We start from the raw sequence: 16,291 nt of genomic DNA, 5'->3' as shown, positions 1-16,291 counted from the left end.
TCACGAAAAAAAATCAGCTCTCTAAAAAGGACTATTTAATTTCCGGCTCAACTATAAGGTCAGATGGTCAGAAATGACCATCAAAACAAGGAGGTATAAAAATGTCAGTAAAAAGACAGCAACAGCCACAAATCAAATTTTATGCAAACAACGAAGAAACCAGAAAAGCATTCAAGGTATACTGTGCCCGTAAGGGGCTCTCCATCCAGCAAGTGCTAGAAGCTTACATGATGCAGCTTTTGGACAAGGAGGATGCCGAATAATGAATTCCATTACTAATAAGCTGCTTCTCGACGAGCATCCGTTGCTCATCCTGCCAGCGCTAGCCGTTTTGATCGGATTGAATGAGAGCATTGTGCTTCAACAAATGCACTACTGGCTTCAGAAAAGCATGCATAAACGCGACAATCGAATGTGGGTATATAACACGTATGAAGAATGGCAAAAGCAATTCAGCTTCTGGTCCATCAGTACAATTAGACGGATTATCGGCAATCTTGAGAAGGCTGGTATCGTTATAACCGGAAATTATAATCAGCTCAAAATCGACAACACCAAATGGTACAGCATCGATTACGACCAGCTAAATCGAAGACTGATCAGATCATCTGTTCAAAATGAACAGTCGGAGCATTCACTTTGGACAGACGAGCGGCTCAGCATGGGCATGCCATTACCAGAGACTTCTTCAGATAATACAACAGATATAAAAAACAAGAATACCTTGTATTCTTCGCCTAGCAGCAAAGACAACCAGAGGCTTCGTCAACCACAAAAAAAACAAGCACCAGCAGGAGTTACTTCCCCTACCAGTGCCCTAACAGCATATATCTCGTCAATCGGGTCTAAACGCGAATACGCATTGACGCAAAGAGCTATTCAGCTTTTGGAAACCAATCCAACGACTAAAACAGTTTTCGATGCTTTGATTTCCACAAAAGGTTGGAAGCATTATGCAACCAAAACGCAACGTGACAGTATGCTAAAGATCCTCTCCACTTATATGAATGTGTTTGGTACCTTCCCAACGGATGATGAGCTAATCTGGCTTGACGATATGCGCTCTAGCGACACTATTTATAAACCAAAGACAATATGCAGTGCCATATATCTAGCGGAATCGGATGATCATGAGATACTTAATCCTGATTTCCACAGCTATGTAATTGAGGCTCATAAGCGATTGATGAGCTATATCCCTGCTGACAAGATCAGCAAGAGCAAGAAGACAGCATTGCAGGATCATTCAAGCCCTAGCGATTTTGCGACAACTACCGGCTTATTTGAATAGGAGGACACCATGAATACGAAATGTATAATTGCTAATCCGGCTTGTGATGGCTTAGGTCAGATCATCATTGACGGAGACGTTTACGATTTCTGTTCCTGCGCTGATATTCACAAGGCATATGAGCTTTACAAGCAATCCGGAGCAGAGCTAAGCCATATGCTTTTTCCATCCCAGCTATCACACAATCCGATTATGCAAACACAGGCGGCGAAGTCGATACGACTCCTTGAGCTATTGGAAATCCATACCCGTGAGTTGAAACACATGATCGACCACCGCTGGCATCTAATTTTCATATCTGATACAGGCTTCGGAAAAACACAGTACGTTTCCACTTTGCTGCTAATGGCTGCGTATCGAAAGTATAAGAGTGTATTTATCGATTTACGCAAAATTCGTGATTGGCTGAAGGACAAAAACGTAAAGCCACTGATTGAAGCACAGATCGCTGAATCAGACATTATCGTTCTTGACGATTTAGGCGTGGAAAATTATGAAGACTTCGAATATATGAGCGTCATGAATAAGCTGGACTCCATTATTCGCACGCATAAAGGTTTACTGATGGTAACAAGCAACTACAAAATTGCGGATATGAAGAAGGCATATCCTAATGCACGGATTACAAACGCCTTACTGAAAGGTGATTCGAAAATATACGCCTTTATGGAGGGTAATTTACGACAGAGCAAATCAGATCCCAGGATAGATCTGATTCCATAAATCATACGGGGGGATACATTATGACAAGAGAGAAGACTGAAATTGGAATTTTAAAGGGTTTGTGTGCGAATTTGGGGCTGTGGAAGACGCTTCAACAACATAACATTACCGAGCAGGATTTTACCAATCCAGTTCGCCAGCTAGTATATCGAATGTGTAGCTCGATGAAAGCAAATAGCAGGCTAACTGCTGAAATGGTTCAGCGGTTAGCTAACAATGATGCTGAAGCCAACGCTATCGTCACGACTTATATCGCGATTCAAGATGCTGATCATGAAGCCAACTTCAAGCTCTTTGTAACTGACTTAGCCACAATCAAACGACAACAACAGCTCGAAGCGCTTCAACAAGAATATATGGAGCAACGAAACAAAGCAACTGACAAAGAAAGCGCCGATCTGGATTATGCCCGGAAGCTATTAGCTGTTAAGGATACCAGAATCCAGTTTGAAAACACTTCAGCCGAGGAGATTATTGCTGAGCATTACAAGCAAGAAAAAAGAAAACAAGCTATACCAACGTTTCTTAAAGAGCTGGACCAGTATTGCAAATTCTATCGTGGAGAACCAAACGTGATCGCAGCTGGTTCAGGCGTCGGCAAAACGACGACAATGGTCAATTGTGCCGCGAAAGCAGCAGAGGCTGGCTATAAGGTGCTTATTTTAACGCAAGAGATGGATGCCATGAACCTTGTCTTCAAGGCACTAGCTATCATTTCTGGAATAGAAGAAGCACATTGGCGACTCGAAAACCGATTAGACGACACCCCTGAGAGCTTTGCTTCAACTAAAGAAAAGGCTATCCGGCTGCTAACACAATTTCTCGACGGAAGACTTGTCTTGGAAAATCAAATACTATCAGCAGAAAAGTTGTGTCAGCGGCTGGAGTATGCCGAGGAGCAAGGCTTTGATCTCGTGTTCTACGATTACTTCCAATTATGCAAAGCTGATAAGCCTAAAGCCAACGGCGATTACGAACGATATGCCGAAGTATCCGATTTAATTCGTCAATGCGTCAAAGGTAAAGGATTTGCTTTCGTTTGGCTTTCGCAGATTACAGCTGATTTACACGATCCTGGCAATAGCAAATTGAAGAACACATCCAAGCTTAAGGACGATGCCGCATCTGTGCTCATCATGTTTAAAAAGAAATCCGATCCGCTTCTGCCAGGTATTCATCCTAATCTGTATTGCTACATCAACAAAAATAGATATGGGCTCAAGGATGTGGAATTGCCCTTCCCTTTCGATTACAAGCGGCAACGGATCGGCAACTATAGCTTCTCCGATATAAACGAGCGCGCTCGAAGCCGAATTCTAGCTCCGGCTGCCTTGGATTTATTTGATAAGCGCATAAAAATCGAATTTCCGATATTTGATGAACACATGAATGCCATTCCGCCTATCCAGTCAGTTGGCAATAACCAATATCCAGCTTTATCAATTCCCCCAGCGATTGGTGAGTCAATCGAGGTAAATGTACCGTGAAATACAAGCTGGCATTCAAAGAGTTCATGCGAAACGGCGAAGTGTGGGCTATGTCTTGTCAAAGCCGAAGTCGAATCCGATCCCCACCTTTTGCTGACGAAGCAATTAAATCGTCATTTTCCTGATTTGCAATATTCGTTTTTATTTTCGTAGCAAAGAAGCAGCCTCGGCATCACGCCTCGGCTGCTTCTTTGCTTAATATTCCTTCTCATTATTAATTATTATCGTTTTTGTTTTTTCATTAGGAATTTGATAATACTGGATATCCAGCTTCGATTTCGAATTGTCTTTCCAATCCACGATTTGTTCTGTTTCTACAATTGGTTCATCTGCGCGTTTAACCGCTCGCTTGACCACATATTTATCAAAAAGAAATTCAATAAACTCATTTATCGTTCTCATTGGTGTTTTAGCATTTAGATCAATCGATGACTTCTCAATCTTACTTATTTTTATAAATGTATCCTGATATTTATAAAAAAGCTTTATAGCTTCCAACTGTTCGAAGTCCATGCTGTTCATTTCTCTTACTAAATACTCTAATAGCTCGTTCCGTTTAGCCCCATCGTCATCAATAATATTTTCGATTTTTATGGTATCGCCATCGTTAATAAATCCATACTGTTTAAGCAATTCCTCCGGATCTTCCACTTCGAAATAAGCCATAATTTTCTTCAATACATCAATGCCCGGCTTTTGGATATTTCCTCGCTCGACTTGACTCATATAAGACTGTGATACTCCACAAGCCGCAGCCAATTGTCTTGTCGATAATCCGTGTTTATTCCTATTATTTCTTAGCCAAACACCAAAGTCCATATATCCATCTCCTAATATCGAAACATATTTGAATAAGCACTTTACAATCTCGCTATTGCTATATTATCACAACACCGCTATAATGAAAACTGTAAATGGTTAATAAGCACTTTACGATATCATATTATATTCAATAAGCACTCATTACATAACTCATAGGAGGCAATCTCAATGGCAAAAAACAATACGAAATACATGAACGTGGACGGACTTCCAGAGGTAATGACCGTCGATGACCTGAAACATTTCCTCGGTATCGGAAGAGCGCAGGCATACGAGCTGATCGAACGCAAGGAGTTCCATTACGTCAAGATAGGTCGCAGCATCCGTTTCAGTAAAAAGAACTTCATTAGTTGGTTCGAAGGACAGGTAGCTTCCTAAACAATTTCAGGGAGTGGTAACCAATCCCACTCCCCACTTTTGCTCTTTATATAATCAGCAACTAAAAGATCGGAGGAACTAATTATGTACTTTGTAAATGAGCTTCATGAAGCAAATTTCCGTAAATTACTTCATTGGAATTATTCCTTTACCGAGGCTCTTGCTTGGGTACTCCCAATGCCAAGATTTCAATCCAGTCTTTATATCGCTGCACACCCTGTGATTTACGATAGTTGTGACAGGAATTGGCTAAGATTGAGGGAGTTAAGAGATTGTCCATTACTACGGATCTACCAAACAGGGAGAGAGTGTGATCTCTCTGGGAGCTATCTTCAATTAGCTCGTGCGGGAATAAGGCTGTATAGAGATCATAAGAAGACCATGCCTTCAGCAAGCTGGAGCGAAGAAATTACACTTACATTCGAACAAGCTTGTAAGATCCGCGACGGCGACGATGACACATTAATTGAAGTTTCATCGTTTTATACGCTTCAATAAAAAATGCGTTGTAACCTTCGCGCACTAATACCAGCAGAATAAATGATTGACACTTTTCTGCTTTTCATTATTATTACCAAAATCTTTATTTGTTCGCTGTTCGTGCGGCGAAACAAGCTCAGATCGCTTCTTGTGGTCTGAATCCTGTTGGTTCTTCAATACCAACATCATCATCATCTACGAGGAGGCAACGATATGTACTTTATCAACGACAAGCACCAGCAGAATTTTCATTGGCTATTAATGCAATATCCGATAGCTAATTCCAATGCCGAGTATCAAACTGGCTTCTATGTTGTCGCGCATCCTGAAGTTTTTGAATACTGCTCTCGCAATCCCGTTTCCGACAATCATGGTCCATTCGACTGGTTTTTTGAAACAGACGATCACTCAAGATTACCAGTCGGTCTTGCTCACTTGGTACATGCGGGACTGAATCTCTACAACAACCACTCAGCATTTGCTCTCAATGTAGCCCTTTCAACCTGGTCGCAGGAGCAATATCATGTGTTTCTTCAAGCCTGCGAGCTCCGCAGGTCTGTAGCTAATTGTCTCGTCGATATACCGTAAATATTTCTAAGATTGCTTAGCTATGTGCCAAGTTCCTTACACATCACTCCCTATATACTTTATGCCCAACACAGTAAGCGATATACAAAATCATAATTGATTTCTTAGCGCGGTATCGCTATACTTAAAGCGGGGCACGTTAGTAAGCGCTTTACACGCTCATTAATCATTCATCAAATAAAAACATCGGAGGTTATCATAATGGCAAAAATTCAAATGGATAAAGTCACTTTAACGGTAAAGGAAGCATCAGAAATGATTGGTTTATCGACTGCGACGATCTATAACATGTGCGCGTCTGGACAACTGCCTCATACAAGAGCAAGAAGTAGGATTATTTTCTATCGTCCAACGCTCGAAAAATGGTTGGCTGGTGAATTGCTCTAAACGACGCGAGCATTGGGTAGTGGACCATGCGTTGAAAACAAAATGGGGTATCGTCGAACCTGTTTCTCATTTTTACATAGAAAGTAATTGCTTTCAAAAATCATTTAAAAGGAGCGTCAACACCATGGCAAACTATCGTAAACGAGGTAATAATTCATTTGAACTCACTATCAGCCTTGGACGCGGTGTAAAAGGCAAATACACCCGACGCACAAAAACGGTTACGGTAGAAGATGAACGCATTTTACGAGCTCCCAAGCGCTTAGAAATATTTTTGGATCAAGAGTGGCTTAAATTCAAAGAAGAAGTCGAGGCGGGAAACTACATCGCCCCAGCAAAGCTAACGTTTAGCCAATTTGTCGGGTTGTGGAAAGACAAATATGCGGACAAGCACCTCGAGCGGAAAACTCTCCACTCGTACATGGTGAACCTAAACACACGCATCTTATCAGCGTTCGGCAATTTGCAACTCGATCAAATAAGACCTTTGCACATTGTTGATTTTCTCGAATCATTGGGGAAAGAGGGGAGCCGGAAAGACGATAAGGCAGGCACGCTATCGTCTGGATCAATCCAAATGAATCATCGGATATTGAAAAACATATTCTCGCGCGCGGTTGAATGGAAAGTCATCAAAGATAATCCAGCGGCAGAAGTGAAGAAGCCAAAAGTGGTTTATAAGGAAGTTGTCCCGTACGATGAAGAAGAAATAAGAACAATGTTACAGGCACTTCAGCGGGAGCCATTACATTGGCAGATGATGATCACACTGGCTCTGACCACAGGGATGAGGCGTGGCGAACTACTTGGGCTGGAATGGAAGCACATTGATTGGGACACCGGTGTTGTCGATGTACAGCAAAGCATCTCTATTTCTTTGAAAGGAGAAGTCATCGTAAAGGAACCGAAAACGAAAAATTCCAAACGCAAAGTGTCGCTCCCCGTCTCTGTACAAGAGGAATTACGCAAATATTACACGTACCGAATTACGGAGCGGAATTCGCTCGGTGACGCATGGCTAGGTGGAGAACGCTTTTTTGTATTCGCCCATGCGGACGGCAGAGCCTTTCACCATGAACGCCCTTACTTATGGTTCCGGCAATTCATTAAAAAGAACGGTTTCCGTTATATCCGCTTTCACGATCTACGACATACATCGGCAACATTGCTCATTAATCAAGGCGTTCACGCAAAAGTAATCGCCGATCGACTTGGACATGGAAGCATCACAACCACTATGAACATTTATGGACATGCCCTCCGTTCCGCCGATCAAGCCGCTGCCGATAAGTTCGAAAACTTGTTCACTACGAAGAGCAAACAATCAGACGAAAAGACGTTGGAGTAATGTTCCCCCCAACGTCTTTTCGTTTTTTATGCTCTTTTGTTTTGCTTTTACATGCAGATTTACGGCAACTTTACGGCAACTCTCTTAGAAACCGTCTGTTGCACTAACTACAGAAACGCCGTTCAATTTATAAACCCTTATATATCAAGGGTTCTAAGCATCTGTAACACTCTTCACAAGCAACGCGACGTTTTCAACGTGTGTTGTATGCGGGAGCATGTGAGAGTTGTTTGGATTCTGTGTTATATGGATAATACCCTTGATTTATAAGGGGTTTATCCAACGTGTATTGTTAGTTTTGTTTGAGTTTAGCGGCTTGTTGACGATATTCGTCAACAAGCCGTCAACAAAATAACAATTTGTTGCATAGTAGTTACACCCAGTAAAGTCAGCTACACCAGCCATATTTGTAAGGCTGTTCATCGGTTTTGAACTTCGAAAGCTCACCCTATACGCCACTTATATATTCCGCTGTTCTCTCTTTATACATCGTCCAGCCTTTGTCATTACAAAATTTATTATAGTAGTCCTTGTATTTTTCGGAAAGCCTCTTTACCTCGGGGGTATTTTTCCATCGGGAAATTTGGTTTTTATTAAATTCCACAAAAATACCTTCGCCATTTATCTCCACAGCCGGAAGCCAAGACTCTTGGCCTCCTTTTTTGTTAAGTTTGCAGATATGGTTTGGTTCGTCAACTTCAGGTTCTGGTGCTTCCATTCTCATGAACCCAAGTAAAACCATAACTTCTCGCAGTCTATGAATCTTAATGATGCGTGAGAAATATTTATCAAGTCCATTATTAATGCGTACTTCTTCTGCCTTGAAGTATTTAACATCCCGCTGATAAGCTAAATCGGTGTGATTTATTATTGCAGCATATTCCATTTCCTTAATTTCTGTGTATTCCTGAATTTTATTTTTAATCCTTGTATATGCCTCATCAAATTCTTGCCTTGTGTATTTGCTTGCAAAGAATTTTTCGTATGCCTTTTGCAATCCAACCTCACCGAAATCCTCCTCATATGACTCGATTACCCTGCGATTGGCATTAATAATGTCATTAATAGGGTTAGTCCAAGGTGGAATAGATATTGCACTACGGATTACAGGAAAATAAATATTTGATGCACCTCTTTGTGAAGGTATAGCTATTTTTTCACACTTTTTGTTCTTATCCAATGGTCGGTGCGGGTGATGCCCAGAGCAAACCAACCCATCAAGATTTTCACGCTGCATAGCACCGGCCATACTTCTTTTAGCTCCGCATGAACCTTAGCAAAGGAATTCCACAGGGGACAGCGATTAGTGAGGTACTTGCTAATGTATATGCCATTGAATTTGATGAAGTTATAAATACTTACGTTACTGGCTTGGGTGGGATTTACAGAAGATATAGTGATGATATTATTGTCGTCATACCCATTAAGGCTGGCGAATCAGATAATATATCTGATCACATTTCATTTATTAAAGAAGCAGTAATGCAAAACAAGATCGAAATGGGAGCGGGAAAAACTAGTACCTTATTCTATTTCAAAAAGGGGATCCATAAGCCAGATTTATTACTGCCTGCGAGGACGGGTACATGGATGATTTTCCTTGGTCACGATGGGTTCACAAAGGAGAGTCAACTTGTACAGGAAGATTGAAACTCTATTCTACAGGCAGAACATCATCTTTGGGTGAGATGTTTGTTGAATTGCCTCAAGTATTAATCGTGAGTACCACATCGGAGGATTGTGTCTAGTTAACCTGCAAAATGGGTCAATCCATAACTTTACATAGTCTTTATTGGTACGAGATAACTGTTCAATGTCCAAATTAATATGCCGTAATTTCCATTGTTCAATCTGCTTAATTCTGCGCTTCCAACCACGGATTTTCTTTTTGTTAGAGAATGGATTTGCCATATTATTGTCCTTCACTAAATATGTTTGAACTAGAACTAAAAGGAGAATACCTCTTAATGGCCCATTCATGAAATACTAGATAAGCCGAACTGGAGTCAAAAACAGAAAAATGAATGTGCCTTGGACTTCTCTACGGCTTAATCTTGAATCAACAAGAAATTTGTCATCCTCTTCCAAAATATCATCTAATGTTACATGCAATTACTTTTAGCTACGCGTTTGGCTAAGAGTATAGCCCATTAACGTTTTTTCAATAATATCCGTTTCGAATAACTTTTCAATTCCACTAATGATCTCCTCTTCAGAAAACCTATTTGCCTTATCTTCTGACCAGCGGATAAACTCATCGACAATTTTGTCTTGAGATAATTCATCCTTCTCTTTTAATAGATAGGTAATTGTCGATAAGCATTCTAATTCGTGATTAGAACGTAAAGTGTTCACGTATTCCGCTGCTTTTTTGATAAATGGCTCTAGGGTCCTCAATTTAAATTCTACCTGACCACTCACAATTTTATTGTAGAGAATCCCATATGCCTCATCGGTATTCATCACGCCATGATACTTCTGAAATTCTTTGATATTTCTGCTAATGATGGCAATAGAATTATCGTATGGGCCGTACTTATGTCTAGCGAAATTGAAATAATTTCCCCCAGAAAAAACATCCATATAGAAAGCCGTTTTTTGAAGTCTTAACGTATCAAAATTATTAAGATGATGTTTAATACTCATTAATACAAGCGCTGACAAGCTTAGATTAGGTTCTGCCTTCGGTTGGGATACGTAATTTTGAGAAGGTTCATAAATGTAAATTTCAATCTTCTCATCTACTGCTGCCAATTTTTTTTCAATCAGTGTTTTCACTTCGCTCCAAACAAGTCCGCCATTACCACTACCTAAAGGCGGTATAGCTATGGATCGAATACCTAATTTTTCGATTAATGGAGCGAGTTCATCTAGTCCCTTTTCTACATATTCCATTTTGGACTTTGTTCTCCATTTATCTTTAGTTGGGAAATTAACTATGATTTTACCGTCTTCTTTATAGTGGTGAAGCTTTCCAATCTGTAGCTCACCTGTCTTACAAGCTTTGACATAGTCTTTATTGTTCTCCGGAAATTTTAACTTAAATTGATAAGCAATCCCTTTTCCCATATAACCTTCGCAGTTTACAGTATTGACCAGAGCTTCAGCTGAAGATTTTAGCAAATCACCGGTTGTATAAATAATCACGTTCTCACCTCGCTCTCTTTATAAGAGTTATTCTTAAAGCCAGCGTCCTATATTTACATATGGTGGATTTATTGTTATCCCTTTAGCTTTTAGCTTTTTTTCAACTATTTTTTGTGTTTCTTCATTTTTTACGTAGATACTTTGAAATACATTGGGTGGAATGATAAGATCCGTAAGGCACTCCGCCATTTTTACACTCTTTGTATAGCGATCTTCCGTACCCAGTGTGTGCATCGTATCCCAATCAATGGTTTCAAAGCCTTCTTCATACTCATATAATTGGTATGTCTCTTCATTATTTAGGGGATGGCGTGGTAATATTTTAAAATTATTAAGTTTAGCATTTTCCCTTGAAATACAAACATAAATGAATTCTTCATCAACATATGTGGCTTTTACCGCAACATCAAATGAAGAATAGGGATGAAAATGAAACGGTATATACTCATCAAGCCCTAGTTCAGTCCGTTTTGTAATTATTTCTTGATCTGCAACGTCAGAAAAGCGAATATCATTATCCTTCACTAATTTTCTAGATACTAAACCATGCTCCAATATAGAATCTAAATTTGACAATCTAGTCAAATGATATAAGAGCTTGCCCGCTTTTATATTTCCAATCGCCATGTTTGAATTCCACCTCAATATGATACTCCGTAATATAACAAATCCGCAATCATTATACCATATTGTGGAATGTCCAACTTGAGAAATATTATCGTAAACAATAGCAGCATCCCTGTACCGGCTGGGTCGGTTCTTGACAAAGAAGTTTATATTGCTTCCATAAGGTGAGACACTGTAGCGTAAATACCAGAAAGAAAATAAACGTCAAAATTAAACTTACTGACCTTGCTCTATAAAAGTGGACAGTTAGAAAGTTAAATACCTGTCATAATCTATACTACTTGGCCTAGCTTACATGGCGGAACATAGTTATTTAGCAGAATGGGTTCTCCGCCGATTGTAGAACAGCTCGATATATTCAAAAATTGCTTTCTTGGCCTCAGCAAGAAATAGTGTTTGTACCGTCCGGTGGAGTTCGAGGTGTAGAGGGTATTGCAAGCTTACTCTCAGGCAAATCAGATGATCTGCCCCATGTATTATTAGATTCCGATAAACCAGGAAGAGACTTAAACAATAAGCTGGAACAACGTCTTTACAAGGATACTCCCAGTAAGATCATAGAAGTGTTTGATATTACTGAGATTGAAAATAGCGAGGTAGAAGACCTAATTCCTTTTGACATGATTAGACTCGGAATAGTAAAACTTTTCCGTGATGTGAATCTGAGGGAGTTTGAAGACGTCTATAGCACTGGCACTCATAATGGACAGAGCTCTTGTTGTGGTTTGATAAGGGTTCTGAAAATCGAGGGGAGTCGAACCTCTGTCCGCTAATCTATTAATTTCGTCAACAATCAGTCAACTCTACTATTTTTAAGCCTCTGTTTAACTTTTTCATTTCATCTGTACTACTCCCAAAACCCGCTTCACCACTGCAATCTCAGCTCTCTGTACCATTCCTCACCAATAAAGCCACCGATTCTACGTGCACGGTATGCGGAAACATATCCACCGGCTGCACCTCCACCGTCCGGTACCCGCCATCCTCCAGCACGCGCAGGTCTCTCGCCAGCGTCGACGGATTACACGACACATACACCACCCGCTCCGGCTTCATCGCCAGAATCGTGCCCAGCAGCGCCTCGTCGCAGCCTTTGCGCGGCGGGTCGACGACGATGACGTCGGGGACGATGCCTTCTTGGCGCCAGCGCGGGATGACGACCTCGGCTGGGCCGGCTTCGAAGGCAGCGTTGGCGATGCCGTTGAGCGCCGCGTTCCGCTTGGCATCCTCGATCGCCTCTGGCACGATTTCGACGCCGTGGACATGCCCGGCCTTCCGGGCCAGGAACAGCGAGATCGTCCCGATGCCGCAGTAGGCATCGATGACCTGCTCGCTGCCGGTCAATGCGGCGTATTCGACCGCCTTGCGGTACAGCTCCACCGTCTGAACCGGGTTCACTTGATAGAACGACCGCGCCGAGATCGCGAATCGAATGCCGTCGAGCTCGTCGTAGATGACTTCGCTGCCCCACAGGACGCGGGTCTCGTCTCCGAAAATCACATTCGTGTCGCGTTTGTTGATATTGTGCACGATGCTCATCACGCCGGGAATATCCTCCCGGATACGTGCAACCCATTGATCCACATTCGGGATTCGCGAGCCGTTCGTGATCAGCACGATCATGGCTTCGCCGGTCACGAAGCCGACGCGGGCCATGACGTGGCGCAGCAGGCCTTGTCCGGTCTCCTCGTTATAGGCCGTGATGCCGAGCTCGCGGCCTATCTTTTTCACACGGGCGACGATGTCGTCGTTGCTGTTATGCTGGATCAGACACTCGTCCATGTCGATGATCCGATGGCTGCCGCGCGCGTAGAAGCCGCCGATAAGGTGCTCACCGTTCAAGTCGGGGACGGGCAAGCCGTCCTTGCCGCTGATCGAACCGCTGACGGCCATGCCCATCGGCACGGACGCCTTGTTCCGGTAGCGCCATGGCTCGTCCATGCCGATCGTCGGATGCACGATCACGGCATGCCCCGGCACGCCCCCCGCTTCAACGTCACTACCGCCATCACTACCCGCACAAACGGTCCCAGTGTCTGCCGCCCCGACAGCACCGGCAACCCGCAGTTTCCCGATCCGCTCCAGGCTGTCCACCACATGCTGCCGTTTCCACTTCAGCTGCGCCGCATAATCCATATGCTGCAGCTGGCATCCGCCGCACTGCTTGTAGATCGCGCAAGGCGCCTCGACCCGGTCCGGGCTTGGCGCGACGATCTCCATCAGTCTCGCGTACCCGTACGTCTTCTTCACTTTCATGACGCGCGCGCGCACGGTCTCGCCCGGAAGCGCGCCTTGAACAAAAAGGGTAAAGCCGTCTGCACGGCCTACCCCTTCGCCTTCATGCGTCAAGCCGATGATCTCGACGGTGACGTCATCGTTTTTGTTAACCGGCGCCGTCGTCGTCACCGCTTGCTGGCTGCCACTACGATTCGCACCGGACTTGCCTCCGCCCTGCGCCGCCTTTGTGTTGCCATTGCCGTTCTTGCCTCTGAACTTGCTCATATCCTGCTACCCGCTCCATCGCCCGCGCCGCGCCGCGCGCAGCTTGCTTATTATTTATAAGTAGAAATACCCGATTCGTCCACGATAATGTTCAAATGCGACGGCAGCACCTTGAATGTGCACGGCAGCGTGCCGCCATACTCGCCGTCGAGGTTCAGCTGGACATAGTCCGGCGTCGTGACGGTGATCTCCCGCGTCTGAAAGCTGACCACATGCGGATCGTTCAGATGCTCCCCGCGCAGCGCCAACGTCGCCAGGCGAATGAATTCGCCCAGGTTGCACTTCTTCAGCACGACGACGTCGAACATGCCGTCGCTCAGGCTCGCGTCCGGCGCGAGCTTCTCGAAGCCGCCGACGGAGTTGCTGTTGCAGATGAGGAACAACATGATCTCCTCATGGATTTCGCCGATTTCCTGCGCCTGGATACGCAGCTCCGTCGGGCGCAGGCGGGTCATTTTCTCAAGCCCCTTCATATAATAGGCCAATTGACCGATCATCGTCTTCAGCTTGCTCGGCACTTCGTACGTCAGCTCGGTCAGCGAGCCGCCGCCGGCAATGTTGATGAAGAACCGATTGTTCGCGCGGCCGAGGTCGATCGGTTTGGCGTACTGTTGAATGATCAGGTCGCACGCATACTCCCAATGCTTCGGAATGCCGAGCGCGCGGGCAAAATCGTTCGTCGTGCCCAAGGGCAAAATCCCGAGCGGCGGACGCACGTCCTTCTCCGCCAAGCCGTTGATGACCTCATAGAGCGTGCCGTCGCCGCCGGCCGCGATGATCATGTCGAAGCCGCGGTCCGCCGCATCGGCCGCAGCCACCGTCGCATCGCCTTCGCTCACCGTCGCGTGGCAGCTGGTCTCGATGCCGCCGCGCTCCAGGCGCTGCAGAATATCCGGCAGCCGCCTCTTAATCTCTTCCCGACCCGAGGTCGGATTATAAATAAGTCTTGCTCGTTTAATCGTCACGTTACTACCCCCGCACGTACATTCGGGCCGCCGCCGCTTCTGGGCGGCGAATGCCGTTGTCGCCGACACCCGCCTTGCCTGCCGCGGCCCATATCCTATCCCATCGCTAGTTCTAACTATACACCAAATGCGGCTAACTTCCCAAACGTCAACCTCCGGCCGGATTCATGGCGGTAAGCCAGTTACGGATCTGCCGTTCCATCCATTCCGCGACAAGCGGACTTGGCAGCAGCGCCCTGCCGTTGTACCTGTATGCCAGCCCGGCAAGCCGCTTCGGAATGACCGTACGGGTAAAATAACCCTCGCTCAGAAACAACGGCACGACGATGATCGCATCGTCCGGATACCGCTGCCGCAGCTCGGTCAGTTTACCCGCCGCCTGATCGGGCAGCAGCATCGCGATGTCCGCCCCGGCGAAGCCGCCGAGCGCGCGAAGCCGTTCGGCGAACCGGGTCATCCCGACGCGCCAGCGCTCGTGAAACACCGGCTCGCCCGAGCCATGCGCGATCAGCAGCAGCCGCTCGCGCGCAGGCATGCTTGACAGCGAAGCGATATTGCTCAGCAGCAAGCTGGCAATTCCCCCGGAGCCGGAATCGTCGGCATCGGCATCGCGATCAGCGCCGGCACGGCCATATACCACGCCATCGCACTCAACGCCCGCTGCCGTGCTACGGCCATGCACCATGCTGTCGCCCACACCGGCTTCAACCGTGTCTCGTCCATGCACTACACCATCGCACTCACCGCCGGCTTCCGCCCTACGCCCGATCGCTGGGCAATCGCCTGCCTTCGCCGCATCGCTAACCCCCGCTACTTCGCCGACATCGTCGATCGGCTGCCCCATATGCACGCGCACCCCAGCGGGCACGCGGAACGGCGCCAGCTCGCCGGGCCGGCCGGGCGACGCCGGCGCCAGGCCGAACGCCTGCGCGATGTCGTCCGCATGCGTGCTTCCGGACGACACAAAAAGCGGAAGGACGTATAGCTCCTCCACGCCTCCCGCTGTTAACGTATCGATGCCGTCCTGGATGAGACGGCCTTCCACAAGTTCAAGAAACGCCGATACGACCGGCACCGCGCTGCCGCTCGGTCCCCGGTCTGCGCATGTCAGCGACGCGGCGACCGCCGCGACCGTGTCATCGACGAGACGCACCCACTCCGTCTCGCGCGAGCCGTGGCTGATAACGAGAATCCCGGGCTTCATCGTTATCGTCCGGAGCGCTCCAGCGCCATTTTGTACCCGTCGTTGCCGTAATTGAGGCACCGCTTCACGCGCGAGATCGTCGCCGTGCTTGCGCCGGTTTCCGCTTCGATTTGATTATACGTGGCACCCTTGCCCAACATGCGCGCGACTTCAAGCCGCTGGGACAGGGATTGGATTTCGTTCACCGTGCACAGGTCATCGAAGAAAATATAGCATTCCTCGACCGTTTTCAGCGTCAGCACCGCTTCGAACAATTGGTCGACCGTTTTATCGTTCAACTTCTTCAGTTGCATCGTCCGCTCACTCCTACCTCCGACTATTAAGATTAAGTGTACTGCTTTC

At 45.6% G+C, this 16,291-nt stretch carries 18 protein-coding genes; 10 read left to right on the top strand and 8 right to left on the bottom strand.

The window, feature by feature from the left end; all coding sequences use genetic code 11:
- The first annotated feature begins 101 nt into the window (after positions 1–101).
- From GXP70_RS04760 to GXP70_RS04745, 4 genes are read left to right on the top strand one after another with little or no spacing between them, the layout of a single operon-like run.
- The gene (locus tag GXP70_RS04760) at positions 102–263 is read left to right on the top strand and encodes a hypothetical protein (protein ID WP_162355412.1); all 162 of its coding nucleotides are present in this window, start codon (positions 102–104) and stop codon (positions 261–263) included.
- Entirely contained in the window at positions 263–1,291 is a 1,029-nt protein-coding gene (locus GXP70_RS04755) for a hypothetical protein (RefSeq protein WP_162355411.1), read from the top strand. Before GXP70_RS04760 ends, GXP70_RS04755 begins: the two co-directional genes overlap by 1 nt.
- Before the next feature lie 9 nt (positions 1,292–1,300).
- Positions 1,301–2,014: an ATP-binding protein gene (locus tag GXP70_RS04750; RefSeq protein WP_162355410.1), complete on the top strand. Its 714-nt coding sequence runs from the start codon at positions 1,301–1,303 to the stop codon at positions 2,012–2,014.
- A 20-nt stretch (positions 2,015–2,034) separates the two neighbouring features.
- Positions 2,035–3,501, top strand: a complete 1,467-nt coding sequence (locus GXP70_RS04745; protein WP_162355409.1) for a DnaB-like helicase C-terminal domain-containing protein — start codon at positions 2,035–2,037, stop codon at positions 3,499–3,501.
- Positions 3,502–3,696: 195 nt separating this feature from the next.
- Here GXP70_RS04745 and GXP70_RS04740 read toward each other — a convergent pair whose 3' ends face one another.
- A complete protein-coding gene (locus GXP70_RS04740) occupies positions 3,697–4,320 on the bottom strand; it encodes a helix-turn-helix domain-containing protein (RefSeq protein ID WP_162355408.1) in 624 nt (207 codons plus the stop codon).
- Positions 4,321–4,491: 171 nt separating this feature from the next.
- On the opposite strand from GXP70_RS04740, the gene GXP70_RS04735 reads away from it, so the two are divergent.
- The 5 genes from GXP70_RS04735 to GXP70_RS04715 all read left to right on the top strand — a co-directional run bounded on the left by GXP70_RS04735 (position 4,492) and on the right by GXP70_RS04715 (position 7,504).
- Entirely contained in the window at positions 4,492–4,701 is a 210-nt protein-coding gene (locus tag GXP70_RS04735; protein ID WP_225442664.1) for a helix-turn-helix domain-containing protein, read from the top strand.
- An 84-nt stretch (positions 4,702–4,785) separates the two neighbouring features.
- Entirely contained in the window at positions 4,786–5,199 is a 414-nt protein-coding gene (locus tag GXP70_RS04730; RefSeq protein ID WP_162355407.1) for a hypothetical protein, read from the top strand.
- 147 nt (positions 5,200–5,346) lie between these two features.
- Positions 5,347–5,769 carry a DUF2538 family protein gene (locus tag GXP70_RS04725; RefSeq protein ID WP_225442663.1) on the top strand — a complete coding sequence of 141 codons (423 nt, stop codon included), beginning with the start codon at positions 5,347–5,349 and terminating at the stop codon, positions 5,767–5,769.
- Between the two features lie 201 nt (positions 5,770–5,970).
- A complete protein-coding gene (locus tag GXP70_RS04720; RefSeq protein ID WP_225442662.1) occupies positions 5,971–6,156 on the top strand; it encodes a helix-turn-helix domain-containing protein in 186 nt (61 codons plus the stop codon).
- Positions 6,157–6,280: 124 nt separating this feature from the next.
- Positions 6,281–7,504 (top strand): tyrosine-type recombinase/integrase, encoded by a 1,224-nt coding sequence (locus tag GXP70_RS04715; protein ID WP_162355405.1) that lies wholly within the window; start codon positions 6,281–6,283, stop codon positions 7,502–7,504.
- A gap of 448 nt (positions 7,505–7,952) precedes the next feature.
- Here GXP70_RS04715 and GXP70_RS04710 read toward each other — a convergent pair whose 3' ends face one another.
- Positions 7,953–8,753, bottom strand: a complete 801-nt coding sequence (locus tag GXP70_RS04710) for a hypothetical protein (protein WP_162355404.1) — start codon at positions 8,751–8,753, stop codon at positions 7,953–7,955.
- A 17-nt stretch (positions 8,754–8,770) separates the two neighbouring features.
- Between GXP70_RS04710 and GXP70_RS04705 the strand changes: the two genes are divergently transcribed.
- Positions 8,771–9,154 (top strand): RNA-dependent RNA polymerase family protein, encoded by a 384-nt coding sequence (locus tag GXP70_RS04705; RefSeq protein ID WP_162355403.1) that lies wholly within the window; start codon positions 8,771–8,773, stop codon positions 9,152–9,154.
- Positions 9,155–9,622: 468 nt separating this feature from the next.
- On the opposite strand, the gene darG is transcribed toward GXP70_RS04705, so the two are convergent.
- The 6 genes from darG to GXP70_RS04675 all read right to left on the bottom strand — a co-directional run bounded on the left by darG (position 9,623) and on the right by GXP70_RS04675 (position 16,242).
- On the bottom strand, positions 9,623–10,651 hold the full coding sequence (darG, locus tag GXP70_RS04700; protein WP_162355402.1) for a type II toxin-antitoxin system antitoxin DNA ADP-ribosyl glycohydrolase DarG: 1,029 nt from the start codon (positions 10,649–10,651) through the stop codon (positions 9,623–9,625).
- Between the two features lie 33 nt (positions 10,652–10,684).
- Positions 10,685–11,278 (bottom strand): DarT ssDNA thymidine ADP-ribosyltransferase family protein, encoded by a 594-nt coding sequence (locus tag GXP70_RS04695; RefSeq protein ID WP_162355401.1) that lies wholly within the window; start codon positions 11,276–11,278, stop codon positions 10,685–10,687.
- An 879-nt stretch (positions 11,279–12,157) separates the two neighbouring features.
- Complete coding sequence (gene rlmD, locus GXP70_RS04690) at positions 12,158–13,780, bottom strand: 23S rRNA (uracil(1939)-C(5))-methyltransferase RlmD (protein WP_162355400.1); 1,623 nt, start codon at positions 13,778–13,780, stop codon at positions 12,158–12,160.
- A gap of 50 nt (positions 13,781–13,830) precedes the next feature.
- The gene (locus tag GXP70_RS04685; protein WP_162355399.1) at positions 13,831–14,745 is read right to left on the bottom strand and encodes a diacylglycerol kinase; all 915 of its coding nucleotides are present in this window, start codon (positions 14,743–14,745) and stop codon (positions 13,831–13,833) included.
- Positions 14,746–14,893: 148 nt separating this feature from the next.
- On the bottom strand, positions 14,894–15,949 hold the full coding sequence (locus tag GXP70_RS30155; RefSeq protein WP_318652405.1) for a sirohydrochlorin chelatase: 1,056 nt from the start codon (positions 15,947–15,949) through the stop codon (positions 14,894–14,896).
- Between the two features lie 2 nt (positions 15,950–15,951).
- On the bottom strand, positions 15,952–16,242 hold the full coding sequence (locus GXP70_RS04675; protein WP_162355398.1) for a YerC/YecD family TrpR-related protein: 291 nt from the start codon (positions 16,240–16,242) through the stop codon (positions 15,952–15,954).
- Between the last annotated feature and the right edge of the window lie 49 nt (positions 16,243–16,291).

Origin of the sequence: Paenibacillus lycopersici, assembly GCF_010119935.1 — a bacterium.
In the GTDB taxonomy this organism is placed as follows: Bacteria; Bacillota; Bacilli; order Paenibacillales; family Paenibacillaceae; genus Paenibacillus_Z; species Paenibacillus_Z lycopersici.
This window is presented reverse-complemented; position numbering and strand designations above follow the sequence as displayed.

Excerpts from the sequence above, each read along its gene's own strand:
- GXP70_RS04760 (WP_162355412.1), top strand. The coding sequence starts at position 102 with ATGTCAGTAAAAAGACAGCAACAGCCACAAATCAAATTTTATGCAAAC.
- GXP70_RS04755 (WP_162355411.1), top strand. The coding sequence starts at position 263 with ATGAATTCCATTACTAATAAGCTGCTTCTCGACGAGCATCCGTTGCTC.
- GXP70_RS04750 (WP_162355410.1), top strand. The coding sequence starts at position 1,301 with ATGAATACGAAATGTATAATTGCTAATCCGGCTTGTGATGGCTTAGGT.
- GXP70_RS04745 (WP_162355409.1), top strand. The coding sequence starts at position 2,035 with ATGACAAGAGAGAAGACTGAAATTGGAATTTTAAAGGGTTTGTGTGCG.
- GXP70_RS04740 (WP_162355408.1), bottom strand. The coding sequence starts at position 4,320 with ATGGACTTTGGTGTTTGGCTAAGAAATAATAGGAATAAACACGGATTA.
- GXP70_RS04735 (WP_225442664.1), top strand. The coding sequence starts at position 4,492 with ATGGCAAAAAACAATACGAAATACATGAACGTGGACGGACTTCCAGAG.
- GXP70_RS04730 (WP_162355407.1), top strand. The coding sequence starts at position 4,786 with ATGTACTTTGTAAATGAGCTTCATGAAGCAAATTTCCGTAAATTACTT.
- GXP70_RS04720 (WP_225442662.1), top strand. The coding sequence starts at position 5,971 with ATGGCAAAAATTCAAATGGATAAAGTCACTTTAACGGTAAAGGAAGCA.
- GXP70_RS04715 (WP_162355405.1), top strand. The coding sequence starts at position 6,281 with ATGGCAAACTATCGTAAACGAGGTAATAATTCATTTGAACTCACTATC.
- GXP70_RS04710 (WP_162355404.1), bottom strand. The coding sequence starts at position 8,753 with ATGGCCGGTGCTATGCAGCGTGAAAATCTTGATGGGTTGGTTTGCTCT.
- GXP70_RS04705 (WP_162355403.1), top strand. The coding sequence starts at position 8,771 with ATGAACCTTAGCAAAGGAATTCCACAGGGGACAGCGATTAGTGAGGTA.
- GXP70_RS04695 (WP_162355401.1), bottom strand. The coding sequence starts at position 11,278 with ATGGCGATTGGAAATATAAAAGCGGGCAAGCTCTTATATCATTTGACT.
- rlmD (WP_162355400.1), bottom strand. The coding sequence starts at position 13,780 with ATGAGCAAGTTCAGAGGCAAGAACGGCAATGGCAACACAAAGGCGGCG.
- GXP70_RS30155 (WP_318652405.1), bottom strand. The coding sequence starts at position 15,949 with ATGAAGCCCGGGATTCTCGTTATCAGCCACGGCTCGCGCGAGACGGAG.
- GXP70_RS04675 (WP_162355398.1), bottom strand. The coding sequence starts at position 16,242 with ATGCAACTGAAGAAGTTGAACGATAAAACGGTCGACCAATTGTTCGAA.